The sequence below is a fragment of the Idiomarina sp. 28-8 genome, from assembly GCF_000320945.2.
Lineage (GTDB): Bacteria > Pseudomonadota > Gammaproteobacteria > Enterobacterales > Alteromonadaceae > Idiomarina > Idiomarina loihiensis.
Genome location: NZ_DF266790.1, coordinates 514855 through 540840 on the forward strand (window position 1 = coordinate 514855; position 25986 = coordinate 540840).

A 25986-nucleotide genomic window follows, 5' to 3' on the forward strand; every position below is an offset into this window, starting at 1 on the left:
GATGCGCCTAAATGACACTGAAATAGAACAGCATTTGAAAGATGGAATTATAGGTGTCGAACCTGCACCCCAAACCAGCAATATCTCAGGCGTGACTCTGGATATTCATTTAGGCAATGATTTTCGTGTGCTGCAGGATCATGCGGCACCTTTTATTGATATCAGCGGCTCACGAGAAGCCATTGAAGCGGCCATTCGTGAAGTGATGAGTGATGAAATTGTGCTTAAGGGTGACCAGGCCTTTTTTATTCATCCCGGCGAGTTTGCTCTAGCCGTAACTCATGAATCGATTACGTTACCGGCCGATATGGTGGGGTGGTTAGATGGCCGTTCGTCATTAGCGCGTCTTGGATTGATGGTGCATGTGACTGCGCACCGCATTGATCCAGGTTGGTCCGGACAAATTGTTCTGGAGTTTTACAACAGTGGTAAATTGCCATTAGCACTGCGGGCAGGTATGAAAATAGGGGCAATTAGCTTTGAAAAGCTCAGTGGTCCCTGTGCAAGACCTTATAACAAACGTGAAGACGCGAAATATCGTGATCAGCACAGCGCAGTTGCTTCGCGTATTTCGGCTGACGGTGGTTAAGCGCTCTCAACTAACAGCTGTTTTGTCGCTTCTTCCAGTTTCGTCAGTAAATTGCCTGTGTTATGGCGGTAGTAGACATCTTCATCGCTCTGCAAACCGCCAATAACGGGTAACTTCAGGCCTTTTTCTTCTTTGTTACTTAGCACTAAGTCGACAATCTGTTTACCCAATTGCTTCTCAATAAAACCGACTTTTTCAGCTAAACTGAGTTTGCCGGCGGGGCCGTTTTCATCCACCAGGTTGTCGATAAACACTACTTTGGCTTGCGTGGTCAGCAAAGCATCACGAATACCACTAACGAGCAACGGCGGCATTACCGAGGTCATGAAACTTCCCGGTCCCAGTAATATTAACTGACTGCTGCGAATATGACGTATAGCTTCGGGGGTGGCTTTAACCGTGCCGGATAAAGACAGCTTGCGTGGCATAACCGGCAGCTTATCAATACGTATTTCACCGTGACACTGAATGCCGTCATTGGTTGTGGCAATGAGATCGGTCGGACATTCCGACATAGGCAGTATGCGGTTGTCGATATTCAACAAACGACTTAAGAGTTGTATGCCATCTAACGGACGGGCACTGAGTTGATCCAGCGTATAAAGCAGCAAATTACCGAAGTTATGACCGTGCAGTGAGGATGTACAGTCAAAACGATAATTCAGGACTTCGGCAGCCAGTGGTTGTTCAACCAGTTGTGACAGGCAGTTGCGGATATCGCCCCAGGCAATGCAGTGCTGAGATTCACGTAACAGACCGGTTGCACCACCGTTATCTGTGGTTGCTACAATACCGACGAGCTTATGTTTCATAAACGACAGAGTCGACAGTACCCGGCCGAGTCCGTGACCACCGCCTATTGCGGTAATACGTCGTAAAGAATGTAGTTGCATGCGGCTTCCTATGCTGCCAATGGCCAAACGTTGCGACCTTAGCTGATTTATTATGAGTTATGCAAGCCTCGCTGACTGTGTAACAATCTAATGAGCAGGAGGATGTATGCCAATAGTTTTTGATAACCGTTATGCCCGTAAGTTCCCCGAAATTACAACTCGACAGCCAATTAAGCCTGACGGTGGGGCGAATTTACGTTGGTTAAACAACCCGTTATGGGCCGAATTAGCCAGTGAAGAAACGCCGCCAGCTAAATTGGCTGAGTGGTTAGGAGGTCTTGAGTCCTGGCCGGGAAGTGACCCTGTTGCGCAAAAATACGCCGGGCATCAGTTTGGACATTTTAATCCTTATTTAGGTGACGGCCGCGGCCTTTTGCTGGGTCAGGCGGTCGTGGGTGACAGAATAACGGATATCCATATCAAAGGTGCCGGACCGACTCCATACAGCCGGGGCGCTGATGGCAGGGCGGTGTTGCGCTCTTCTATACGAGAGTTGCTGGCAAGTGAAGCGTTGCATGCGCTCAATATCCCGACAACGCGCGCTCTGGCACTAATTTCGACACAAGGGACGATACAGCGCGAGCGGGTTGAACCCGGCGCGATGCTGGCTCGTACCGCGACGACGCATGTCCGCTTTGGTCATTTTGAATACTGTTTTCACCGCGTGTTGGAAGAGACAATGAAAAATCTCTGGCAGGACACCATAGAAGTGACCTGGCCGCATTTAGCGGATGCCGATATTGCGGAACAATTTTCTCAGGTGGTAAAGAGTACCGCAGAAATGATTGCGGCCTGGCAGGCTTATGGGTTTATTCATGGTGTAATGAATACTGACAATATGAGTTTAGCGGGCGAAACCTTCGATTTTGGCCCCTATGCCTTTTTGGATGATTACCAGCCGGAAAAGATTTTTAACCATACAGACGCAGGCGGCCGTTACGGGCTTTTGCAGCAACCAGGAGTAGGACTCTGGAATTTACAGCGACTGGCTCAGGCGATTAGCCCCTTAATTAAAGCGGATGAATTGCGGTCTGCATTGGAAACCTACGAACCTGAACTCAGAAAGGCTTACCTAACACGAATGACAGAACGTTTGGGGATGTCATCAGTTCCTGCCGACGAGAGAATGCAGCTGGTAGGCGGCTGGTTAAGTCTGTTGGAGGTGAACAAGGTCGATTATCAATTGGCGTTCCGCGACTTAATTGATTCGCTTGAAGCGAGAGAGCCGAAAGGATTCTTGGCACAGAGCGGTGAAAGTTGGTGGCTGGAATACAATAACGCGGTGAGTGGAAAGAGTGATATTGACGTCATGAAGCAAGTGAACCCCTGGGTTATTGTCAGAACGCATCTCGCACAGCGGGTGATTGAGGCTGCAGAAGCCGGGGATGACTCGTTATTACACGACTACATTCAGGCCTTAATGAAGCCTTTTTCTGAAAGTTTACGTGAAAGCTCATGGGCTAAACCGCCAACCGCGGAGGAACAAGTGTCTGAACTGTCCTGCTCAAGCTGAAGTTTGAATTGCGATCTCTCACTGGATAGGACAAAATCAGAATCATTAATGAAGACAGGATTAAGCGAATGAACTACCGAGTGCTTTTTATGTTAATCAGCGCCTTACCTTTTTGCAGTATGGCGCAACAGTGGAATGTTCCTGAGCCACAAGAGTTTGATAAAACTGAGGTCTGTTTAGGTGAGCTTGAGCAACCGTTGACCGTTGAACTGGCGGATAATCAGCGGCAGCAAGCCCGGGGTCTAATGCAGCGCGAGTCATTGGGTGAGTACAACGGAATGTGGTTCCGTTATGAAAATGAGCGCCCGGGCTACAGTGGTTTCTGGATGTACCAGACATTAATTCCGTTAGATATAGCCTACCTTGATCGGCAAGGCCGCATTGTTAAAACCTTTACAATGAAGCCTTGCAGAAGCGATGATCCAACACAATGCCGCAGCTATTCTCCAGAAAAAAAATACTGGAGTGTGCTTGAAGTTAATGGCGGATTCTTTGCTGAGCATGATATTCGTATGGGCGATCAATTAAGAGAAGCTGAGGGCGAAAGCTGTAAGCAGAAATAAGGTAAAAAATAATAATGAAGAGTCATAAAAAAGGAGAAACCATGAAGTACGTCATATTGGGGGCACTGAGCTTAAGTGTCTTGGCTGCCTGCGGGCCGGCAAACGAATCAAACAAAGAAACCGATAAAGCGGTTGCCGATATACAGGACTCAGCTTTTAATCCCAATTACCGGGATTATCTGAAGACGTTATCTTCTGATGAGTTTGAAGGACGTGCTCCGGCATCAGCCGGTGGTGAGAAAGCGGTTAGCTTTATTGAGAATAATTTCCGTGAGTGGGGTTTAAAGCCGTATGACCAGGAAAATGACAGCTATCGTCAACCCGTCCCTCTAGTCAAATTGATGCCGTATAAAGTAAGTTCTCTGAGCTTTGATGGAGAGGCAGCACCAGAGTCAATGAAGTATCGTACTGAAATGATGGCGTGGACACCGCGAGTGGTTGACGAAGTTAAAGTCGAAAACAGCGACGTTGTTTTTGTCGGATACGGTATTGTTGCTCCTGAATACGATTGGAACGACTACGAAGGGCTGGATGTTGAAGGTAAAACCGTTGTTATGCTGGTGAATGACCCAGGTTATGCAACTGGTGATTCAGAGTTATTTAACGGTAATGCCATGACTTATTATGGGCGTTGGACCTATAAATATGAAGAAGCCGCGCGTCAGGGGGCTAAAGCCGCATTTGTGATACATGAAACAGGTCCTGCCGGTTACGGTTGGGGTGTTGTTGCGGGTGGTTCTCCTGTGCGTTTTGACTTAAAACGTGAAAATAAAAACATGGATCGCTCAGCCATTGAGGGTTGGGTAACACAAGAAAGCGCTAACGCTTTATTTGCTAGTGTTGGTAAAGATTTAAATCAAATGCGCGAACTGGCACTAAGCGGTGAATTCAAGCCTGAGCCACTGAATATTCAAGCGTCACTGACGGTTAAAAATAAGTTTGAGTATTTAGATACCAATAACGTTATTGGCTACATTGAAGGTTCAAAATACCCGGAAGAGCACGTTATTTACATGGCTCACCATGATCATTTGGGAACCGACCCGGTGCGTGAAGATGATCCTATCTATAATGGTTCTCAGGATAATGCATCGGGTACTGCGGCGTTAATGGCACTTGCTGAAGAATTTTCTAAAGGAAAACAACCAGAACGTTCTATTGTCTTTGCCGCGGTGGGCGCGGAAGAAAGTGGTCTACTTGGCTCAGGCTGGTATGCAAATCATCCTATGCTGCCATTAGGTAAAGCTGTAGGTGGGATTAATATGGACATGATGAATGTTTATGGACCGATGAAAGATATGATTGTTGTCGGTTATGGCAATTCTTCTATGGAAGACTACTTGAAACGCTACATAAAGACCCAAGATCGTTATATAGCACCTGAACCAACGCCAGAAGCTGGTATGTTCTATCGCTCTGATCATTTTAATCTGGCGAAAAAGGGAGTGCCGATGCTTTATGCGGAAGGCGGCAATGACCATATTACAAAAGGCCGTGAATGGACCGAAGAGCAAAAAGCCATATATGTTCGTGATGCATATCATAAACCCGCTGATGAATTTGATGAGAACTGGGACTTACGCGGTGTACAGCAGGATATGTCCGTTTTTTATTCAATTGGCAATGAGTTAGCAAACTCACGGGAGTGGCCGCAATGGGCACCGGGTAATGAATTTGAAGCGGCACGTAAAGCAACAGAAGATATGCGTAAATAGACGTTAAGATAACCTTGTAGGAACGGTCAGTGCCTTATGTTGTCTTAGCTTTGTAGTCATTTTTTAGGAGCAGTTATGACTCATAAACGAGATAAAGTTTATGTCCGTTTCAACCAGGGTGCGCGTACCGGGGGGTCATCCTCCGGTAACTGGCTCAGCCGTTTGCTGGGCCTTTTTTTGTTATTGGTTCTGATAGGCCTTGGACTAGCTTTTGGCATGGTCATCGCAGCTGTCTTATTCGTGCTGATGATTCCGGTTATGTGGCGTCAGCGTCATACCATTAAACAGGTATGGCGCATGCGCAAACAGGCGAAACAGCATTATCAGGAACAACAACGGCAGCATCAAAAACAACAAGAACATTATGAAAATAATCAGCAAGACCGTGGTTCGGTTATTGACGGGGAGTACGAAATCAAAGACGATCAGGACAAAAGATCATAGAGAAAAAGGCTCAGTGCTGGAATGAAAAAACCTTATATTGTTATTCCGGCACTGGATCCCGACCAGCACTTGCTGGAGCTTGTTGATAGAATTACCACTGAAGATCCAGAATGGAATCATTATCTGGGTATTATTGTTGTTGATGACGGTAGTCGCTTCTCAGACGTTTTTCAGCAATTGTCTAGTCGCCATCGCATCCATGTTCTGGAGCATGAGAAAAACCAGGGAAAAGGCGCGGCGTTGCGCACGGCATTTAACTGGATTCTTGAGCAAAGAGATGAACGCTGTTCTGGCGCAGTTACCGCTGATGCAGACGGCCAACATATGGCGAAAGACATTCTTGCCATCTGCACCTGCCTAAAAGGCTACCCGGATAAATTATGGATGGGCAGCCGCACATTCGATGAAAAAGACATACCTTTCCGTTCCAGACTGGGTAATAAATTTACCCGGGTTATTTTTCGACTGGTAACGGGGCAGGATATTAAAGATACCCAAACAGGATTACGCGGAATTCCGTTAGGCTTTCTTGAAAAGCTTGTTCACTTTACGAGTTCAGGTTATGAATTCGAGCTGGAAATGCTGCTTTCGGCTAAGCGTTGCGGCTATCGCATAAACTCCCAGGAAATAACCACAGTTTATGAAGAGGGCAACGAAACCAGTCATTATCGACCTATCATTGACTCGATAAAAATTTATCAAAAGTTTTTAAAGTTTGCGAGTATTGGCATTGTGTCCGCCGGCCTCGACTATTCGGTTTTTGCGACCGCTTACTTTTTCTCTGGTCAGGTACTGGAATCTATTGTTCTGGCCCGACTCATTTCCGGGGTATTCAACTTCTCTTTGAATCGCCAGTGGGTATTTAAACAGGGCGCTCATATTGCCTGGGATGCAACTAAGTACAGTTGTCTGGCCGTTACCCTGGTGGCTGCTAATTACGGTCTTACGGAGGCTTTCCGGTATCTCGGGGTGACACCTTTTATAGGTAAGCCATTGTCGGAAGGTTTAGTCTTTTTGCTAAGTTATGGTGGGCAAAAAAGATTGGTCTTCAAAAAAGCGGCTTAAAGGTTTAGTAATTCATTACTTTAAAAAGAAAACCCGGAGTTTGAGCTCCGGGTTTTTTTGTGTCTGTTATTTTTATTCTTCAGCTTGCTTTGGCGGGAATATTCGCCGTACAACATAGAAGAATAATGGTACGAAGAAGATTGCCAGTATTGTACCGCCGAGCATTCCCCCGATAACACTGGTGCCAAGAGCGTTACGGCTGGCTGCACCTGCTCCGTCACTTAACGCAAGTGGCATAACACCGAAAATAAAGGCTAACGATGTCATCAAAACAGGACGCAGACGTATGCGAACGGCTTCCAGTGTGGCTTCCAGTAAGTCTTTGCCCTGGGCCTGTAAGTCTTTCGCAAACTCAACAATCAGTATCGCGTTCCTTGCGGATACCCCCACTGTGGTCAGCAGACCCACCTGGAAGTATACGTCGTTGGATATACCTCTTAGGCTGACGGCGATAACCGCTCCTAAAATACCTAAAGGCACCACCAGCATAACAGAGAATGGAATGGACCAACTCTCGTACTGGGCGGCAAGTAATAGGAATACAACTATGAGCGATACGGCGTAAAGAATCGGCGCAAAGTCACCTGACTGCCGTTCTTGCAGTGAAATGCCCGTCCATTCAAAGCCAATGCCCGGGGGCAGTTTTGCAATCATCTTCTCCATTTCAATCATTGCTTCACCGGTACTGACTCCCGGAGCAGGCTGGCCCTGAATTTCCATAGCAGAAACGCCATTGTAACCTTCAATTCGCTGAGGACCGTAAGTCCATTCCCAGCTAGCGAAAGAGCTAAACGGTACCATTTCGCCCTGGTTATTCCTGACATACCAGTTATTAATATCCTGTGGCAACATACGAGACTCAGCCTTGCCCTGCAGGTAGACCTTTTTAACACGTCCCCGGTCAATAAAGTCATTCACGTACGAAGAGCCCCAGGCAGAACTGAGGGTATTATTAATACTGGCAATGGTCAGCCCCTGCGCCTGAGCCTGTTCAAAGTCAATATCAATGCGTAATTGCGGCGCATCTTCAAGGCCGTTTGGCCGTACCTGAATTAATTTGTCGTTCTGAGCTGCCATACCCAGAAGCTGGTTACGTGCGTCAACCAGACCCTCATGTCCGAGAGCCCCCCGATCTTGTAAAAACAGGTTGAAACCACTGGATATGCCGAGTGCCGGAATAGCCGGTAAATTAAACGCGAATACCATTGCCTCTTTAATGCCGGCAAAGAATCCGAATGAGCGCTCGATAACGGCATCAACATGCTGGCTTTCATCACGTTCGTCCCAGTGTTTTAAGCTTACAAACGCCATACCGTTTGCCTGGGTACGTCCAGAGAAACTAAAGCCGACGACAGAAAAAATAGATTTAACCGCATCTTCCTGATTTAGGTAATAGTCCTCTACTTTATCCATTGTCTCGGTTGTTTGTTCGAGAGTCGAACCCACCGGTAATTGGATTTGAGTGAGGAAAACGCCTTGGTCTTCTTCCGGTATAAAGCCTGCCGGTAACTGCACGAATAAGAAACCGAGGACACCGATAATGCCTAAATACAGTAAGCCAAAACGTACCGTGCGGCGCAAGATTGAGCTCACCGCATTGGTGTACTTAAGGGTCCATTTCTCCAGGGTGCGATTGAACCATCCCAGCGGCCCCCAGCCACTGCTTTTATCGTGTTTAACCGGCTTCAACATTGTGGCACAGAGTGCCGGGGTGAAAATAATAGCCACTAATACCGACAGACTCATAGAGGTAATAATGGTCAATGAGAACTGTCGATAAATCGCCCCGGTAGAGCCGGGGAAGAACGCCATAGGAGCGAATACGGCGCAGATAACAACACCAATAGCAACCAGTGCACCGGTTATCTGCCCCATCGATTTAATGGTTGCCTGTTTAGCGGACAAGCCTTCCTCGGCCATGACACGCTCAACGTTTTCGACAACAACAATCGCATCGTCAACCAATAGGCCTATGGAAAGCACCATACCAAACATGGTCAGGGTGTTAATTGAGAAACCGGCCAGAGATAAAACCCCCATGGTTCCTAAAATAACCACCGGAATGGCCAGAGTCGGGATTATCGTTGCCCGCAAGTTTTGCAGGAACAAAAACATTAACAGGAAGACCAGAACAATGGCTTCGATTAATACCTTGGCGACCTCTGAAATGGATATTTTGACAAAAGGGGTGGTGTCATAAGGTACGACGAGTTCCATCCCATCCGGGAAAAACTGCTCTAGCTGGCTTAACTGCTCGTTTACAGCCTCAGCCGTTTCAAGTGCGTTAGCGCCTGTTTGTAGGTTAATAGCCAGCCCGGTTGCGGGTTGGCCGTTATAACGACCTGCTATAGAATAGTTTTCGGCACCTTTCTTTACGGTCGAAACATCTTTAAGACGAACCTGTGAGCCGTCAGGCATCACTTTTAGTGTAATATTTTCAAACTCAGACACCGAGGACATGCGTGTTTGAGCAATAATGGTGGCGTTCAGGCGTTGCCCGTCAATGGCAGGCGTTCCACCCAGCTCACCCGCTGCAACCTGAGCATTTTGCGCTTGAATAGCCGTTTGAATATCGCTCATTGTCAGGCTGTAGTTCACCAAAGCGGATGGGTCAACCCAAATACGCATGGAATAAGGCGAACCAAACAATTGAACATTACCAACACCATTGGTACGTGCAATAGGGTCCTGCATATTAGAGGCAATATAATCACTGAGGTCAGTTACTGTATGTTCCCCACTGGCTGAAATCAGTGCGACAACCATTAAGAAAGAACTGCTTGATTTGCTGACGGTGATCCCCTGAGCCTGCACTTCCTGAGGTAGCTGGGGGGTTGCCTGTGACAGCTTATTCTGCACTTGCACCTGAGCGATATCAGGGTCCGTACCTGAAGCAAAAGTCAGACTGATACTGGCATTACCAAAGTTACTCTGAGACGAGAAGTAAAGCAGGTTATCGATACCCGTTAAGTTCTGCTCGATGACTTTCGTTACCGTATTAGCGACTGTTTCGGCGTTAGCGCCCGGGTAGTTTACCTGAACCTCTACCGCAGGTGGTGCAATGGTCGGATACTGTGCTACGGGCAGTTGTAACATGGCGATGGTTCCGGCCATGATAACCAGCAGCGCAATAACCCATGAAAATATCGGGCGATTAATAAAAAACGTGGCCATTACTGACTTCCCTTATTGCTGCTGTTCAGAGCTGGACGAATCGATAGTAACTTCATCGCCAGGGCGAATTTTTTGAAAACCAGACGTAACGATGACATCACCTTCGTTCAGGCCATCAGAAACTAACCAGTTACTTCCCATCGCGGTTTCGGTGCTGATAATGCGTTGTTCAATGATATTATTATCGTTCACCAGCATGACATAAGGTCGACCGCGTGGATCACGGGTGACCGTTTCTTGTGGTACCTGAATGGCATTCCTGATAGTACCTTCGCTGACTTCAGCGCGAACGAACATGCCGGGATAAAGTGTTTTATCCGGGTTAGGGAACTCGGCCCGCAGTAAAATGGCGCCAGTACTTTGATCAACGCTGACTTCAGAGAAAAGCAGTTCACCTTTTTGATCGTAATCCAGACCATTTAATTTTAAACGAACCGGGGCGTTACCTTTCTCGTTCGCTTGAATACGGCCAGACTTTATATCGGCCTGTAATTCCATAAACTGTTTACTGGACTGGTTGATATCAACATAAATTGGATCCAGTTGATTAATCGTAACCAAAGGTTCGGTCTGAGATGCGGTTAATAATGCGCCTTCAGTGAAGTTAGAACGACCAATGACACCGTTAATAGGTGCGTTAACTTTGGTGTATTCAAGGTTGATACGGGCATTTTTTAATTGGGCTTCTGCTACGGAAACCGCCGCTTTATTTTGATAGAAAGTTGCTTCTGCACTATCGAACTCATCCTGACTTACGGCGTTTTCTTCAAGCAATTCCTGAAAACGTTCATAACGAAGCTCTGAGCTGCGTAACACGGCTTTTGCGCTTTCAACTTCCGCTTCTGCACTGGCCAATTCCGCTTCATACACTGCCGGATCGATTTGATAAAGTTGTTGTCCCTTTTCGACAAAGGCGCCTTCTTCAAAAGTTCGTTTTAGTAACACACCACTAACTTGTGGGCGCACCTGAGCAACTCGGTAGGCAGCTGTACGACCGGGTAAATCATTACTAAGGTTGATTGATTCCGGTTGTACGGTAATTACTTCAACCTGGGCTGCTTGCTGCTGACCTTGTTGTTGCTGTTGATCGCTGCATGCAGTTAGTGCTCCCGTTAACAGAAGACCCGCGGCAAAAATGGGGGCAAACTTAAAACGCGTGTTCATTAAATTACCTCTGACCTATTAATTTATATCAATCCTGAATTATACATACATTCATGTATGTTTGTAAAACTATTCGGCGACAGTTAGCGCTATTTTTCCGATGGTTTTTTGACTTTCCATCGCTTCGTGTGCCTTACGAAGATTATCCGCATTCATCTCGCCGAAGGTCGCACCCAGAGTCGAGCGGATCTGACCCTTCTCAACCATTCCGGCGATATAATTGAGTAATTCTTGTTGTTTAATCATATCGGTCGTAGTGAACATAGAGCGAGTAAACATAAATTCCCAATGTAGGCTGATGCTTTTTTGTTTCATCAGCGTAATATCGATACTTTCCGCAGGGTCATCTATCAGGCAGAAGCGTCCCTGAGGTGCCATAAACTTCATACATTGAGCGAAGTATTGTTCACTATGGGTCAGGCAGGCGACGTCTGTTACCGCGGAGATGCCGATTGCCTCGAGCTGCTCGGCTAAATCGTCATAATGATTGATAACATGATCGGCGCCGAGCGCTTTTATCCATTGTTGAGATTCAGCTCGTGATGCTGTTGCAATAACAGTGGCATCGGCTAACTGAGCGGCAAGCTGAATTAATATAGAACCAACACCACCGGCTCCGCCAATGACTAATAAGGTTCTTTTGTTATGCGGTGAGGGTTTATCAACCTGTAGGCGGTCGAACAGAACTTCCCAGGCCGTAATGCTGGTCAGAGGAAGGGCGGCAGCCTGAGTGTCATCAAGATTCGCCGGAGCTTTGCCGACAATGCGATAATCAACCGTTTGCAATTGCGCGTTACAGCCGGGCCGAGTCAAGTCTCCTGCGTACCAGACTCTGTCCCCAGTTTTAAATCCCGTTACTTTATCGCCGCTAGAGACAACTTCGCCGACAGCATCCCAGCCAATAATTTTGTGGCCGGATTCAGGCGCCATGCGCATCCGGATTTTAGTATCAACCGGATTAACGGCGATAGCTTTCACCTTAATCAGTAAATCGTTGGCTCCGGGAACCGGATCATCGACGGTAATATCCTGCAGTGAATTTGGATCTTCAGCCGGCAGTGACTCTTTGTATCCTACAGCGCGCATAGTCTTCTCCTTAATTAATAACAATCACACTGTATACGTATTATTAAAGAAAGCGATGACAAAAAAATGGCAGTTAAGAAGAAAATCCTGCTTGTTCGAGATTATTTGCAAAAGCTTCTAATGCCTCGAGACCCTGTACATCTTCTTCTAACAGATAAAGAGAGTAGTTTCGCCATGCTTTAAAACGTTTGTGAATGTCTTCTATGTAAGTTTTTTCCTGAAGCCTGCGTTTGGCCAAAAAGCTGCCGTCGGCCTGTTCAGGCAATATTCTATTAATAACAACACCACCAACGGGTAACTTCTCCGCGGTTAACGACTGCAGTGCCCGATCAGTTTCCTGAATAGGGAGACGTTCTGGTGTTAGCACAAACAGAATGGATGTGTAACTGCTATCCTGCAGTAAGCGTCGGGTTCGTTGAAAAAGCCTCTGTCGTGTTAATAGTTGTTCTGTAATTGCTTTAGTGCGGTCGGACATACCGTCGCTGGCATTGTCTTGAGGGTCCGCCATTGGGTTATTAATATCTTTACCAGCTTTGGGTGATAAATGCTCAAGGACTGAATCAAAGTCTTCAGAGCGCTTTTGCGAGCGCAGCATTCCCTGCGTCCAGGCTGCCATAGCCTCGGGTAATGTCAGTAAACGCAAAGTATGACCGGTCGGGGCTGTGTCAAAAATTAACAAATCGTAGTCTTTCTCTGCTTCATCAATGACGTTGCAAATGCGCTCTAGCAAAGCAGCCTCCTGGGCTCCCGGAGACTGCTGGGTTAAACGCATCTGGCGTTCAATTTCGGGAAAGAGATCGGGGTTTGTAAAGCGCTTCATTTGAGAACTGACGCGTTCAATATGAGCCTTAACTTCGTGGTCAGGATCAATTTCTAATGCGGTTAAGTTTTCGCGCATAACAGTTTTTTTATCGCCAATTTTCTTGTCGAATACATCGGCTAGACTATGTGCCGGATCGGTTGAAACCAGCAGCACTTTTTTGCCTTGTCGGGCGGCAAGAACTGCCAGAGCCGAAGAAACGGTTGTTTTACCAACTCCGCCTTTACCACCAATTAATAAAACTTTTTTATCGCTTAACAACATGAGAAATGAACCCTGCTTTTGGTCGGGTTATAAAATTAGCAACAACGGAAGTGATCAAGAGGTGAGTGTTCCATCCCCATGCGTTGATGCCATTCGTGGAAACGTTCCAGCATTAATGGCTGTAACTCTAAAGTATAATAGGCGGCCGGGTTCGGCACGCCCATCATTTCAGAAAAAACCAGTAGCATGAATAAATCGTCTTCGTCGCGCTTTGCCCGGGCAATAGCAGAGCGATAGGGCGCATTATAAAACTCATTGGCCAAATCACTTGCCCGGCTGAACCAACGGCGCACTGACTGTATATTCATGCTACTTACTCCAGTTACTTTTATTGCTGCTTCTGGGCTTTTTGTTCCTTACGGATTTTAGTTAAGCCTGCGCTAGCTTCAAGAGCAATCCAGATAGCGGCAACCAGCACCACTAAATCCAGACCCATTAAGAACCAGTCACCGCTGTTATAGAAATCTTTAAGCTGAACAATAAGAGCGAAGACTGTCATTATCAACAGGAAAATTAACGGTATTAAGGTGTAATACATTGGTCGGCCTAAGCGCACCAACATGACCGTAATAACCAACAAGGTCAACCCTGCTAATAACTGGTTTGTGGTACCGAACAGAGGCCAGATAACTAAGCCGCCGGAACCGTCTGCGCCGCCAGCACCGAAGGCTAACAATAAGCAGCTTCCTACAGCTAGCATCGTTGCCGGAAAGGCTTTTTGCATCCAGTTAATGTTATACAAGTTTCCCCATTCCTGGAAAATATAGCGTTGCAGACGTAATCCAGTATCCATTGTGGTACCGGCAAAAAGTACCGCCATAACCGTCAATAAGGTTTCTGATACGCCAATGTCCAGGCCAAGCCCCTGACTAATAATGTTGGCGCCACCTTCAACAAAGGCTGATACGCCGCCTTGTCCGAAAGATGAGTAGACCGCTTCCCAGTCGGCTAATGTTGCAAAACCGGCTGTGGCGGCGATGATAGTCGCCAGCGACAATGAGCCTTCACCAACCGCACCAAAGTATCCGACAAAACGGGCGTCGGTTTCTTTATCAAGTTGCTTCGAGGTTGTACCCGATGCAACCAGACCGTGGAAGCCCGAAATTGCCCCACAGGCTATGGTGACGAATAACAGCGGCAACATTGACGGGGTGCCTTCCGGGGTATTGCTGTTGAAGGCCGGAGCTGAAATTTCCGGAGCCAGTAATAACGTGGCACCGTAAAGCAAAATAAGACCAATGAAGAGCTGCAGACCGTTGATGTAGTCACGTGGCTGAAGCAACATCCAAACAGGCAGTAATGAAGCGATAGCGGCGTAGCCAAACAGGATAAGAACCCATTGCGCGTTGTCACTGATACCCATTACCGTTTCTGGCAATTCTATTGGAAATGAGGGACCTGCCCAGATAAGTGCGTACAGTGCCAGTACACCGATAATGGATATTGCCCCTAAGCCCATCCATTTACGGAAAATAATTTGTCCGATAATCAGTGCGACAAAAATAGCCCCCCAAACTGGCACTACTGAGCTGGAGAATTTAATCAACAGACCTGAAATAGCAGTAGCGAAAACCGCGTTGACCATTAGTAACACCAGGAAGATAACGATCATGAACAGCGTTTGAGAGCGTTTGCCAACAACATCGCCAGTCAAGTTACCAATAGATTTGGCTTTATTACGGTTACTTGCCCAGATCGCGCCAGCATCGTGTACGCCAGCAAAAAATATGGTACCGAAAATAACCCATAAGAAAGCAGGTACCCAACCCCAGATAACCGCAATGGCAGGACCAATAATAGGTGCCGCACCGGCTACAGAAGTAAAGTGGTGGCCCCACAGAACGTATTTATTGGTAGGGACGAAGTCGACTCCGTCTTCTAATTCGTGAGCGGGTGTTCTGAAGTTCGGATCAAGCTTAAAAATTTTCTCAGCAATAAATTTAGAGTAAAAAACATAACCGAGAAACATTGCGCCTAAACCCAGAACCATCATTACGATTGCGTTCATGGCAAGAGCCTCATTGTTGTAGTGTTAGACAGATAACGAAAAATGCCAACCGTTATTGTAGCGTAAACTCAATAACGGTTGGCATACGACCAATGTCTAATATCTAACAAAGGCTAAAACATTTAAAGCCTTTTATTCCCCTGAAGCAGGCGAACGACTAAAGAAATCGCAAAGAGGATAATAAAGATATAGAAGATAATTTTAGCTATTCCGGCAGCTGTTCCGGCAATTCCGCCAAAGCCTAAAATAGCGGCAACTACAGCCACGGCTAGAAAGATTAGAACCCAACGTAACATATACACCTCACTGATTAATTTAGAAGATTCAATTAGTAAGGTAGACCATTATTCGAAAAACAACCAATATATCCAAGTGTAAAAAAACCGCTAAGACAAAAAATCCTAGCGGTTTTATCTCTATTAATTTATTAATTAATGGGCTTCAGCGGCGGCATCCGCTGCTGCTTTATCGTCCAGTTTTTTCGCGTAAACCTGAATACGGGGAGCTAAATAAATAGCATTACTGAGTAACTTGGATGTCCCCCAAAAATAGGCGCGGAAATTAATGTTGTCGGCAAAACCAATTACCTGACCGTTGCCTAAACGATGGGCGGCAATATTGGTTTTACCTTTTAGTATTTCGCGATTGCGCTCATCAGTGTAACCACTCATTAAAGGCTGCTCCGAATAGCGAGCGACTGAAACGAAAGGCGACTCGGGTTCTTCCATGGCGGCAGTCGAATTCTTGAATACTGGCATTTGGTCACGCGGGAAGCCAAAGAATAGTGGGTGAGAAGTATCGACATCCATTGAGAATATCGCTCCGGCAATTCGCTGTTCAGCGTAGAAGTCGTCGCGCTCTTCGTAACTTAGCTGCTTTTTAGTAAAAGCGCTCTGGAAGACGGCATCATCAATAAAGCGAGTTTGCAGAAGACCATTTTCTGCTAACCATTCAGCACCACCACGCTGACCAATTATTGTTCCACCCTGGCTTACCCAGTTTTGGATTTTTTTACGCAGTTGTTTATCTAAATTGCTGTAATGTCCGTCCACCATAATAATATGGCTATAACGGGTTAAGTCAGCGCTGGGCAGACGTTCAGTATCAACCATCGACAATGGAATACCTACGTGGCGGTCAAGGTAGTACCAGGTTTCCCCGGCTTCGTAAAGGTTAACCCCTTCGCCGGTCAGCATCATTACGCTGGGCTTTTCTACCGGTTGAATATTGCGGCTACCCAGGTCAACACCTTCAGGTGTTAATCCTGTCTCGATAGAGGTTACCTGAATACCTTTTTCTTTTGCTGCGGTAGCCAGACGACGTTGTACATCGCGCCATTCCCGTTCCTGATAGGCTTTAGGTACAACAATAGAACCGGCTGAAAACTCCTGACGGCCTTGTTCACCTTCTACAGTGAAGGGTTTTGTTGTCTGACGAACGTGAATGTTCTGCTCCAGCAACTCTTGTAATAAACCCGGAGCGAAGTAATCGTTCCAGTTAAATGCGTAAGCGTAGGCATCAGTGAGAGCCGATGTTTTACGCTTTGGCGCATCCCAGGCGTTATCCGCTATTTGAATACGACCGCGATGAGTCTCAAATGGCACGTTAAAGGCTAATGGCAGAGTCCAGCCCGAAACATCGTAGAAGGTATTGTTCGGGAAGTTCTTGCGCGTACTGAATATTCCCTGAATTAAACCGTACTGAGCCTGAGCCAGAGGGATATAATAACTGCTTCCGGCTTTAAACTGAGTGCCGTTCTGTTCAATATCTTTTTCTACACGATAAGCTTTAATACCGTGCTGTTTAAAGATTTCCAGTAGACCTTCTACACGCGACGGATCGCTTGAGTCACCAATTAGATAACCTTCAAACTTGGCTTTTTGTGCGGCCTCCATGCCTTCGTCGTAAGCACGCTCCTGAAACTCAATAAAACGACTTTTGTTTTTGTGCGTGCCGTAAATGGTACTGAGTGAGGCGACAAACTGGTTACGAATAGTGAACGGAAAGCTGACCTCACCATTAACCGAGTCCTGCAAGTGTCCTCGGCTGGAGGCTTGTTCAAATAAAATACCTACGGCGCCCTGAATGTCAGGGTAGGTAGAGCCTTTGCCATAATAGAAGTCATCAAATGATTCTTCGGTGTAATACAGGCTGCCAATATCATCCAGCGAGTCAGCGTGTTCTGCTGCCAGAATTTCGGTTAAGCGCACGTTTTCATCTGGCGTTAATGGGTTTTTACGAGACGGAATACCCGGCTGGAAGAAATACGTGCTGTTGGTTCCCATTTCGTGGTAATCGGTCAGTACGTTAGGCTTCCATTTCTGAAAGTTAGCGATACGCGCGCGCGATTCAGGGTGTTGCAGTAACAGCCAGTCGCGGTTCATATCGAACCAGTAATGGTTGACCCGGCCACGAATAAAAGGTTGCACGTGCTCACGATGCTGTGGATCGGCAACCAGATTTTGACTGCGGTGCTGGTTTGCCCATTGTGCAAAGCGAGCTAGTCCATCAGGGTTAAACGCCGGATCAAGCAGAATAACTGAATCGCTCAAAAGTTCATCCACAGCTTCACCTTCTGCCGCGGCAAGGTAATAAGCAAACAGTATTGCTGCATTACTGCCGCTCGATTCGTCCCCGTGAATACTGTAGCCCATGTACATTACGACCGGCGTATTGTCCGGGTCGGCATCGCGGTTTGGATCAGCTGCGGCCAAATGACGCTCACGAACGTCATCAATATTGCGGTGGTTGTCTTCTGAGGTGACGGTAAGAAGTAACAAGGGACGCTGCTCATGTGTGCGACCGGTCACTTCCAGCGTAATGCGATCTGACTCTTCGGCCAGAACTTCCATATACTTTACAATTTGTTCGGGGCGGGCATGCCATTCACCAACCTGATAACCAAGTACATCTTTGGGTTTGGTAATTTCCGGGTTGTAACTGACATCCTGTGGTAGATAGTAAGAAAGGTCTTTTGTTGCTGCCATAGAAGGCAGGGCAACGATGACCAATGCGGCCGCGGTGACACGGCTTAACATTCGTTTCAACATAGATAGATCCCCTTGGTGTAATTATGCCAATACCATAACAAAAGCTTAACGCATTGACTGTTGTTTTCGGCGGGTCGCAGATTTTTAGCGATGCTTATCGCTTTTTCATTTGGTAGTCGTACATGGGGTCGTAGTAGTCAACCAGTAAGCCTTCTATCCACTGTTTATGCAGTTCTGCGCTGTCATGGCTGTATGTCCCGGTTAATTGGCTGCTGTAATGAAATGAGCGTTTCCGTCGATTGTATTTCATCAATAGCCTGAATTCGATTGATTAGCGTGTGTTGTAGCTCGTTTATTGACGGTGTCATAATTTTAATAAAGACGTTGTACTGACCGGTAGTGTAGTAAGCCTCAATAACTTCTTCGAGCTTTTCCAGTTTTTCAATTGCGGCCGGGTAGTCACCCGCGCTTTTCAGCGTAATGCCAATGAAACAACAGACATCGTAGCCTAAGCGTTTGGCGTTAACCTGTAAACGCGTACCCTCAATAATCCCGGCACGCTTCATTTTTTCAACCCGTACGTGAATAGTGGCCGGACTCACCTTATAGCGTTTGGCCAGCTCAGCGTAAGGAATACGTGCGTCTTCCATCAGAGTTTTTAGTATGGAACGGTCCAGATCATCGATTTGATAATTTTCAGGTAATTTTTTCATGTTTTATTAAAGCTTCGTTAATTAAGTTAGGTATAAATTAACGGAAAATAATAAGTAAAGCTATTTTTGTTAAACGTTATTGAATAAATAGTTCTAAAAGGTATTAATTGAATTGTGTTTCTATTCTTTTATTAACGATTCGGAGTATTTATGAAGTCACAATACATGTTACAGCAACAGAAAATTCAATTCGTAAAAGCCGGCTTTACTCAGCAGTTACAGCTTCAGCTTGGGCTTATTGAAGTGCAGTCGCCACTACTAAGTGAGTTGGGCAGTGGTGTTCAGGACGATTTGTCGGGCTGGGAAAACGCGGTTGCAGTTAAAGTAAAAGCCGTGCCCGACAAAGATTATGAAGTAGTTCATTCATTAGCTAAGTGGAAACGCTTTACCCTTGGCCGTTACGGCTTTGGTGCAGGTGAGGGCATAGTTACCCAGATGAAAGCCTTGCGGCCTGACGAAGAAGCTTTGAGTTCCGTACATTCTGTTTACGTTGACCAGTGGGACTGGGAAAAAGTCATTACTGAAGAGCAGCGTTCGCTGGCGTTTCTGATCCAGACCGTCGAGCGTATTTACGCTGCTTTGCGTCAAACGGAGCAGCAATATATTGAACAACACGGTGGAACCGGAACCTTACCGGAGAAAATACAGGTTGTGCATGCAGAGGATTTAATTACTGCCTATCCAGACCTTACTGCAAAACAACGTGAGCGCAAAGTGGTTAAACAACATGGCGCAGTATTTTTGGTCGGTATTGGCGGGGAGTTGAGTCATGGTCATGCACATGACGTAAGAGCGCCGGACTACGATGACTGGAGTTCGGTTAACGAGCAGGGCAGTACGGGCTTAAACGGCGATATTCTTGTCTGGCATCCGGTATTAGATGACGCGCTGGAACTTTCTTCTATGGGGATACGTGTTGACCAGCAGGCATTAAAGCGTCAGTTGGCTATTAGCCAACAGGAGGAAAAGCTCAAGCTACCCTGGCATCAGTCCTTGTTAGCGGGTGAATTGCCTTTAACTATTGGAGGGGGAATAGGTCAGTCACGGGTGGTTATGCAAATTTTACAAAGTGACCACATTGCTAAAGTTCAGTGCGGTGTCTGGCCGGAACCCATTGCTGAAGCCCTATAGTTGCAATTAACAGACTGATCTTGAAGTTTCTAGACGACTGGTCTAATATAGATCGCATGACTAAGAATGACACACGACAAAACATCATAACAATCGGTGCTGACCTGATATCCATACATGGGTTCGGCAGCACCGGTTTGAATAAAATTCTGAGCGAGGCGCAGGTGCCCAAGGGCTCCTTTTATCATTACTTCAAAAGTAAGAATGATTTTGGCCTGGCTGTTATCGAAACCTACGCCGAGGATTATGAAGCACGCATGGACGAAACTCTGGCTAACGAGACGTTGGAGCCGGTTGATCGTTTGCGCAGCTATTTGCGTCGCTCGGTAGAGGACTTAAAGTCGTGTGATTTCTCCAAAGGCTGTCTGATAGGCAACCTGGGTCAGGAAATGGCATCTCAGAGTGACTTATTTCGCGAACGGTTAGATGACATTTTTTCTGACTGGGAGCAGCGTATTGCTCGGTGTTTAAAAGCTGCGCAGGACGCACAGCAAATTCAGCAGTGCATTGACACCGAACAGATGGGAGCCTTCATTCTTTCTGGTTGGCAGGGAGCGTTACTGCGAGCCAAAGTTCAGCGTTCTATGCTGCCGCTACTGCGTTTTGAAGAGATGATATTAAAGCAGTTAGGGGCAGTTGACCAATAGCACTAACCGGAGGTAAAGCTATGTCAGAAGTACAAGATAAAGTTGTAATTATTACGGGTGCAAGCAGCGGCTTAGGTGAAGAAACTGCTCGGATGCTTGCGGCAAAAGGCGCAAAACTTATGTTAGCGGCACGTCGCGAAGATCGTTTGAAAGAGTTAACTGACTCAATTAAGAAAGAAGGTGGTCAGGCAGCTTACCGTGTGGTTGATGTAACCGACAAAGCGGCAGTTCAAAAACTGGCTGACGACACTAAGGCTGAATTTGGTCGTATTGATGTGCTGATTAATAACGCCGGACTCATGCCACTGGCTCCGCTCGACGCGCTAAAAGTGGACGAGTGGGACACCATGATTGATGTGAACATTAAAGGTGTTTTGTATGGTGTAGCTGCTGTATTACCGGTTATGCGTGAACAGCATGTCGGTCATATCATCAACCTGTCATCAGTTGCAGGTCAGAAAGTCTTTGCCGGCGGAACGGTGTATTGCGCAACTAAGTTTGCGGTAAAAGCCATTTCTGAAGGCATTCGTCAGGAATCTAATGGTGAAATTCGCGCAACCAATATTTCACCGGGCGCTGTAGCAACAGAACTGACTGACCACATTAGTGACAAAGACGCGAAAGAAATGGCTGACAGTTTGTATTCAGACGCTATTGATTCTGCGGCTATTGCCCGTGCCATTACGTTTGCGATTGAGCAACCTCAGCAAGTTGACGTGAATGAAATGATCATTCGCCCAACCAAGCAAGAGCTGTAATTTGTTATGAAATATTCAGTTCTTGATTTAGCGCCTATTACCGAAGGTGGGTCTGTGGCTGAATCATTGCATAATTCTGCTGATTTAGCCCAGCATGCAGAGCGGTGGGGTTACCACCGCTTCTGGATGGCTGAACATCACAATATGACCGGAATTGCCTCGGCCGCAACGGCGGTTGCTTTAGGTTATGTCGCCGGCAAAACCGATAAAATTCGGGTAGGTTCAGGCGGTGTTATGTTGCCTAACCATGCGCCTTTTGTGGTCGCCGAACAGTTTGGCACCTTGGATGCTTTGTATCCCGGGCGTGTTGATATTGGTCTGGGCAGAGCGCCGGGAACAGACGGCCGAACTTTACGCGCGTTAAGACGTAAACCCGACGACGCCGAGCAGTTTCCTAACGATGTTCAGGAGCTTTTAGGTTATCTGGAAGAAGCGCAGGAAAGCGACCCAATTAAAGCGGTGCCCGGGTTTGGACAGAAAATTCCGGTGTGGTTGCTCGGCTCAAGCACTTTTGGCGCTCAGCTTGCTGCGCATTTAGGTCTGCCTTATGCCTTTGCATCGCATTTTGCACCAGACTATTTGCAGCATGCGTTAAAAGCGTATCGCGAGAACTTTCGTCCGTCGCGTTACCTCAGCAAGCCTTATGTTGCTGCGGCAATGAACGTTTTTGCGGCAGACAGCGAAACCGATGCGCGAAAAATGATGAGTTCAATGCAACAACAGTTTATTGCGTTGCGGCGCGGTACACCCGGGCCTTTAAAAGCACCGGTGGATGACATAAGAACGGTTGCTGCGCCTCATGAACTGGCCGGGGCGAATCATGCATTAACCTATACGGCGGTTGGTACTAAGGATTCAGTTCAACGGCATATTAATCAGTTTATTGATGATACCGGTATAGATGAAGTTATTCTTACCTGTCATGCCTTTGATCATCAGGCTCGTTTAAGGTCGTTCGAAATTGCCGCGGAAGCTTTAAACGGAAAGTGAAAAGCGTTTAGTTAAAAGACTGACGCTTTACCTTAAACACGTTAGAATAGCGGCATCTTTAACAGGCAGTCTGGTTGTATTTCTATGAGAATTATCATTCGTTACTTTTTTCGTACTCTACGGCTTATTTTGACGCCTATTGTTTTACTGGTCGAAAAATTGACCACGCCAAAAGGCCAGAACCGCAGTGATGAGGCTCAACAACAGGTAGATGAAGCCTGCAAGTCGTTGGCTCTTTATCAATTTGCCGCTTGCCCTTTTTGCGTCAAGGTACGTAAGGAAATTGCCCGCCTTAATTTAAATATAGAATTAAGAGATGCAAAAAATAATGAGCAGCACAGACAAGAGCTGTTAGATGGCGGCGGCAGAGTTAAAGTGCCGTGTTTGCGCATTGAGCAGGACGATAAAGTACAGTGGATGTATGAGTCCGATGACATTAACCAGTATTTACAACAGCGCTTTGCTTAATCAACCATTGGGCGACTAGTTCCTAACCACTGATCCAGGCTTTTTTGAAAGTCCGGATCAGCTTTAAGTTCGTTGATGACTTCATTAAGGTGTCGCACAGCTTTACGTCCCCATTCATTATTACTGCAACCAACCGCGCCCTCAATAACCACACCCTCGTACTCTTCAATAGGCAAGAACACCAGTCCGCTGTTTTTAAATTCAGTTTCGTTGTAGTAAGTCATAATCATTTCATAATCGATAGTGTAATCAATACGCTTGTTGACTATCATAGTCAGCAAGTTGATGTGGGCATTGTCGCCGCTGATAAAACTGAAATTATCTGAATCGATAATGTGCTCTTCCAGTAGAGGCTGCAGGCGGCCGTAACGGCGTTCAGCCGGTTGCGCAAAGCGTAAATTTGAGTCCTGAACCAGGCTGGAAAAATCTACTGGCTGGCCATACTTTCCAATGATTCTGGCCGCGGTGTCAGCACGGGTGATGATACCGTGAGGTTGATACCGGTGAGTTGTGTCGGTGTAATTAAACTCGGAATTGTAACTTGCTCCTTTAATCAGGCAGGGAAAGCAGAGGTTCTTGTTCTTTTTCATAAGCATGGTAATACGGCGGGAGGGCAGCCTTCTGACCTTGTGCGACAGTTCCGGTAGCTGGCGCTGAAAGCTGCTGACTAAAGCATCGCAAAAGCCTTGTTCTTCGTATTTACCATCAAATATATGAAACGGCGGGGAGGAGTTTACTCCCCAGATAATGTCTTCATGCTCGGCAAGGCTGCTTGAGCTAAACAGAGCCACTATAGATAATGCGGTGTACAGCGCAACAAGTTGCTTGTTAAAGGTCATAGTAACCGCCTTTCTTTATAATGAACGTTTTGACTATCATGATAAAAGCTTACATTGTTACTTAATTGTTATATCTAATAGTTTTATCTAAGCACAAAATATAGGTAATTGCTAAATGCTGGTTATTTTTAATCACGGAAAAGAGAGCGGCCCCTGGGGCAGAAAAATTAAAGTTTTAGCAAAAACCGCTGAAGCTTTGGGGTTTAGCGTAATCAGTGTCGATTATCAGGGTATTGATGATCCTGATCAGCGCGTGGAAAAACTCACAACATATATTGAAGCACTAACGGAAAATTTCTTACTGGTCGGTTCCAGCATGGGCGGTTACGTGGCAACGGTAGCTGCAGCTAAAACAAAGAGCCGGGGGCTGTTCTTAATGGCTCCGGCCTTTTACTTAGGTGGTCAGGCAAATTTTGATGAACTGACACCGCCTTGTGAGACTCAAATTGTTCATGGCTGGAACGACGATATTGTTCCTGTTGAGAACAGTTGGCGTTATGCGGAAAGAACCAGGGCAGAGTTACACCTGGTGAATGATGACCACCGTTTAATTGACAGCTTGCCGCAAACTAATGCACTGTTTAAACGGTTTCTTGAAACGTTATTAAAAGGGTAGGTTATGGAATATACATTAGCTCCGGAATTAGCCAGAGACAGTTATCATTTAACCGATTGGCCGCTATGCGAAGTCAGAGTCATGAATGACAGGCAATTTCCGTGGTTTTTGTTGGTTCCTAAAGTGGCAGACGTGCGCGAAGCCATAGACCTTTCTGAAGACGATCAACTGCAGTTGTTAAAAGAAAGCCGATTTCTATGCCACTGGCTAAAGGCTGAATACCAACCCGATAAACTTAATGTCGCTGCTTTAGGAAATCAGGTTCCGCAGTTGCATGTTCATCATATAGCGCGGTTTCAAACTGACGTTGCCTGGCCTGCTCCCGTCTGGGGGAAACAACCTATGCTTCCGCTGGAAGAAAGTGAAGTGGCAAGGCTGCAATCGGTATTCGCTGATATTACAGTGTAAGTGTTTTAGACTGAGTGTATGCGTTAACAAAATAACGGAGAGTAACCCCCAGAGGCTACTAATAACAAATGGCAGCAGATTATTTGATTACCAGTAAATGCGTGAATTTAGTGGCGCAAATAAGCACCGACTTTGGCCGTTGGTTAGCATTACTTGAATCCGATAAAAGCAATTTAGAAGATTTTAAGTCTCAACAATTGCCAATTAAAGCTCATGCGTCGGTAGGCCTGGATGAGCAGTCACAACCGTTGGAGGGTATTCGTTTAGACGAAGCCTATAAAAAGCTGGATGAGTGGGATTTACATTCAGAGTCGGATCTTAAAAACGCTCACCAGATGATTTGCGCCGCAGTAACGCCTAGTGCCGGAAGTTATCGTGCAACGGGAATGGGCGTTTACCGAAACAACAAACTGGTTCATATGACTGCTCCGGCGGGGCAGGCCGGTAAGTCGGTAAGAAGTTTATTGTCCTGGTTAGACGAAAGTACCGAGCACCCTTTAATTAAAGCCGCTATTTTTTTACAGCAGTTCGAGTTCATTCAGCCGTTTTCTGTTGCCAACGGTTGTGTTGGCAGACTCTGGTTTAGCCTCATTCTTGCCAAATGGCATCCGGCAGTTGCCTGGTTAAGCTTTGAACAAACTTTTAAATTCAACAAAGATGAATACCTTGACTGCTTGCGCCGCTCAATTAGTGAAAATGACAGAGGTCTTATGGTTGAGTTTATTCTGGATTGTTTGCAACAGAGTATTTCAACCACAGTGAAAGAAGAAAAAGACAAAGCAGCGGTGCTGGAAGAAGCGAATATTTCACATGACTTTTCTAGTGAAACGGCAGTGAGTTCGGTAAAAAGTTCGCTGTTAGGTTCGGATAACGGTTCGGGTAAAGGTCGATATTCGGGCTCGAGCACACGAAATATGGTTCTTAGACTATTAAATGAGCAACCCGAATGGAGTGCCGCCAGAGTCGCTGAAGTGTTGAATATTTCGTCGCGCGCGGTAGAAAAACACATTTCTAAATTGAAAGAACAAGGAGTATTAATTCGAAAAGGTTCTGCCAGAGGAGGTTACTGGCGAGTGGCAACTGAAATGGGAGAGCAACTTAGCTTACCAGAATGGAACCAGTGAATGC

At 46.3% G+C, this 25986-nt stretch carries 25 protein-coding genes; 14 read left to right on the forward strand and 11 right to left on the reverse strand.

Going from position 1 to position 25986, the window contains the following annotated elements; genetic code table 11:
* Position 1 precedes the first annotated feature (1 nt).
* On the forward strand, positions 2 to 589 hold the full coding sequence (gene dcd, locus RJ32_RS07285; protein WP_034820701.1) for a dCTP deaminase: 588 nt from the start codon (positions 2 to 4) through the stop codon (positions 587 to 589).
* Here dcd and yvcK read toward each other — a convergent pair.
* Entirely contained in the window at positions 586 to 1482 is an 897-nt protein-coding gene (gene yvcK, locus RJ32_RS07290; protein ID WP_034820704.1) for a uridine diphosphate-N-acetylglucosamine-binding protein YvcK, read from the reverse strand. The two genes, dcd and yvcK, sit on opposite strands and share 4 nt — an antisense overlap.
* 106 nt (positions 1483 to 1588) lie before the next feature.
* Between yvcK and RJ32_RS07295 the strand changes: the two genes are divergently transcribed.
* The 5 genes from RJ32_RS07295 (at position 1589) to RJ32_RS07315 (ending at position 6782) form a co-directional block, all read left to right on the forward strand.
* Positions 1589 to 2995 (forward strand): YdiU family protein, encoded by a 1407-nt coding sequence (locus tag RJ32_RS07295; RefSeq protein WP_034820706.1) that lies wholly within the window; start codon positions 1589 to 1591, stop codon positions 2993 to 2995.
* A 68-nt stretch (positions 2996 to 3063) separates the two neighbouring features.
* Positions 3064 to 3558, forward strand: coding sequence for a DUF192 domain-containing protein (locus RJ32_RS07300; protein WP_034820708.1), 495 nt, complete (start codon positions 3064 to 3066; stop codon positions 3556 to 3558).
* 41 nt (positions 3559 to 3599) lie between these two features.
* The gene (locus tag RJ32_RS07305) at positions 3600 to 5273 is read left to right on the forward strand and encodes a M28 family metallopeptidase (RefSeq protein WP_034820711.1); all 1674 of its coding nucleotides are present in this window, start codon (positions 3600 to 3602) and stop codon (positions 5271 to 5273) included.
* 75 nt (positions 5274 to 5348) lie between these two features.
* Positions 5349 to 5717, forward strand: a complete 369-nt coding sequence (locus tag RJ32_RS07310; protein ID WP_034820714.1) for a hypothetical protein — start codon at positions 5349 to 5351, stop codon at positions 5715 to 5717.
* Between the two features lie 21 nt (positions 5718 to 5738).
* Positions 5739 to 6782: a bifunctional glycosyltransferase family 2/GtrA family protein gene (locus RJ32_RS07315; RefSeq protein WP_034820717.1), complete on the forward strand. Its 1044-nt coding sequence runs from the start codon at positions 5739 to 5741 to the stop codon at positions 6780 to 6782.
* 72 nt (positions 6783 to 6854) lie between these two features.
* Here RJ32_RS07315 and RJ32_RS07320 read toward each other — a convergent pair whose 3' ends face one another.
* The 9 genes from RJ32_RS07320 to asnC all read right to left on the reverse strand — a co-directional run bounded on the left by RJ32_RS07320 (position 6855) and on the right by asnC (position 19001).
* Complete coding sequence (locus RJ32_RS07320) at positions 6855 to 9956, reverse strand: efflux RND transporter permease subunit (protein WP_034820720.1); 3102 nt, start codon at positions 9954 to 9956, stop codon at positions 6855 to 6857.
* Positions 9957 to 9968: 12 nt separating this feature from the next.
* Positions 9969 to 11120: an efflux RND transporter periplasmic adaptor subunit gene (locus tag RJ32_RS07325; protein ID WP_034820722.1), complete on the reverse strand. Its 1152-nt coding sequence runs from the start codon at positions 11118 to 11120 to the stop codon at positions 9969 to 9971.
* Between the two features lie 69 nt (positions 11121 to 11189).
* Positions 11190 to 12206 carry a zinc-binding alcohol dehydrogenase family protein gene (locus RJ32_RS07330; RefSeq protein ID WP_034820724.1) on the reverse strand — a complete coding sequence of 339 codons (1017 nt, stop codon included), beginning with the start codon at positions 12204 to 12206 and terminating at the stop codon, positions 11190 to 11192.
* A 73-nt stretch (positions 12207 to 12279) separates the two neighbouring features.
* Positions 12280 to 13290 (reverse strand): ArsA family ATPase, encoded by a 1011-nt coding sequence (locus tag RJ32_RS07335; RefSeq protein ID WP_034820726.1) that lies wholly within the window; start codon positions 13288 to 13290, stop codon positions 12280 to 12282.
* A gap of 35 nt (positions 13291 to 13325) precedes the next feature.
* On the reverse strand, positions 13326 to 13598 hold the full coding sequence (locus tag RJ32_RS07340; RefSeq protein WP_011233950.1) for a cory-CC-star protein: 273 nt from the start codon (positions 13596 to 13598) through the stop codon (positions 13326 to 13328).
* A gap of 20 nt (positions 13599 to 13618) precedes the next feature.
* Entirely contained in the window at positions 13619 to 15298 is a 1680-nt protein-coding gene (locus tag RJ32_RS07345) for a carbon starvation protein A (protein ID WP_011233949.1), read from the reverse strand.
* 122 nt (positions 15299 to 15420) lie between these two features.
* The gene (locus RJ32_RS14520) at positions 15421 to 15594 is read right to left on the reverse strand and encodes a DUF1328 domain-containing protein (RefSeq protein ID WP_016341288.1); all 174 of its coding nucleotides are present in this window, start codon (positions 15592 to 15594) and stop codon (positions 15421 to 15423) included.
* 135 nt (positions 15595 to 15729) lie between these two features.
* Positions 15730 to 18348 carry a M14 metallopeptidase family protein gene (locus RJ32_RS07350; protein ID WP_034820728.1) on the reverse strand — a complete coding sequence of 873 codons (2619 nt, stop codon included), beginning with the start codon at positions 18346 to 18348 and terminating at the stop codon, positions 15730 to 15732.
* A 182-nt stretch (positions 18349 to 18530) separates the two neighbouring features.
* Positions 18531 to 19001 (reverse strand): transcriptional regulator AsnC, encoded by a 471-nt coding sequence (gene asnC / locus RJ32_RS07355; protein WP_034820730.1) that lies wholly within the window; start codon positions 18999 to 19001, stop codon positions 18531 to 18533.
* Between the two features lie 150 nt (positions 19002 to 19151).
* On the opposite strand from asnC, the gene asnA reads away from it, so the two are divergent.
* From asnA to RJ32_RS07380, 5 genes are all read left to right on the forward strand, one after another.
* Positions 19152 to 20132 (forward strand): aspartate--ammonia ligase, encoded by a 981-nt coding sequence (gene asnA / locus RJ32_RS07360; protein WP_034820733.1) that lies wholly within the window; start codon positions 19152 to 19154, stop codon positions 20130 to 20132.
* A gap of 56 nt (positions 20133 to 20188) precedes the next feature.
* Entirely contained in the window at positions 20189 to 20779 is a 591-nt protein-coding gene (locus RJ32_RS07365) for a TetR/AcrR family transcriptional regulator (protein ID WP_016341287.1), read from the forward strand.
* 20 nt (positions 20780 to 20799) lie between these two features.
* Positions 20800 to 21537 carry an SDR family oxidoreductase gene (locus RJ32_RS07370; protein WP_034820734.1) on the forward strand — a complete coding sequence of 246 codons (738 nt, stop codon included), beginning with the start codon at positions 20800 to 20802 and terminating at the stop codon, positions 21535 to 21537.
* A gap of 6 nt (positions 21538 to 21543) precedes the next feature.
* Positions 21544 to 22527, forward strand: a complete 984-nt coding sequence (locus RJ32_RS07375) for an LLM class flavin-dependent oxidoreductase (RefSeq protein WP_034820735.1) — start codon at positions 21544 to 21546, stop codon at positions 22525 to 22527.
* Positions 22528 to 22611: 84 nt separating this feature from the next.
* A complete protein-coding gene (locus RJ32_RS07380) occupies positions 22612 to 22995 on the forward strand; it encodes a glutathione S-transferase N-terminal domain-containing protein (RefSeq protein ID WP_034820738.1) in 384 nt (127 codons plus the stop codon).
* Here RJ32_RS07380 and RJ32_RS07385 read toward each other — a convergent pair.
* A complete protein-coding gene (locus RJ32_RS07385) occupies positions 22992 to 23834 on the reverse strand; it encodes a TIGR02285 family protein (RefSeq protein WP_034820741.1) in 843 nt (280 codons plus the stop codon). The two genes, RJ32_RS07380 and RJ32_RS07385, sit on opposite strands and share 4 nt — an antisense overlap.
* A 115-nt stretch (positions 23835 to 23949) precedes the next feature.
* Between RJ32_RS07385 and RJ32_RS07390 the strand changes: the two genes are divergently transcribed.
* The 3 genes from RJ32_RS07390 (at position 23950) to RJ32_RS07400 (ending at position 25982) form a co-directional block, all read left to right on the forward strand.
* Positions 23950 to 24450, forward strand: coding sequence for an alpha/beta hydrolase (locus RJ32_RS07390; protein WP_034820743.1), 501 nt, complete (start codon positions 23950 to 23952; stop codon positions 24448 to 24450).
* 3 nt (positions 24451 to 24453) lie between these two features.
* Positions 24454 to 24858, forward strand: coding sequence for an HIT domain-containing protein (locus RJ32_RS07395; protein ID WP_034820746.1), 405 nt, complete (start codon positions 24454 to 24456; stop codon positions 24856 to 24858).
* A gap of 68 nt (positions 24859 to 24926) precedes the next feature.
* A complete protein-coding gene (locus tag RJ32_RS07400) occupies positions 24927 to 25982 on the forward strand; it encodes a Fic family protein (RefSeq protein WP_034820749.1) in 1056 nt (351 codons plus the stop codon).
* Positions 25983 to 25986 lie beyond the last annotated feature (4 nt).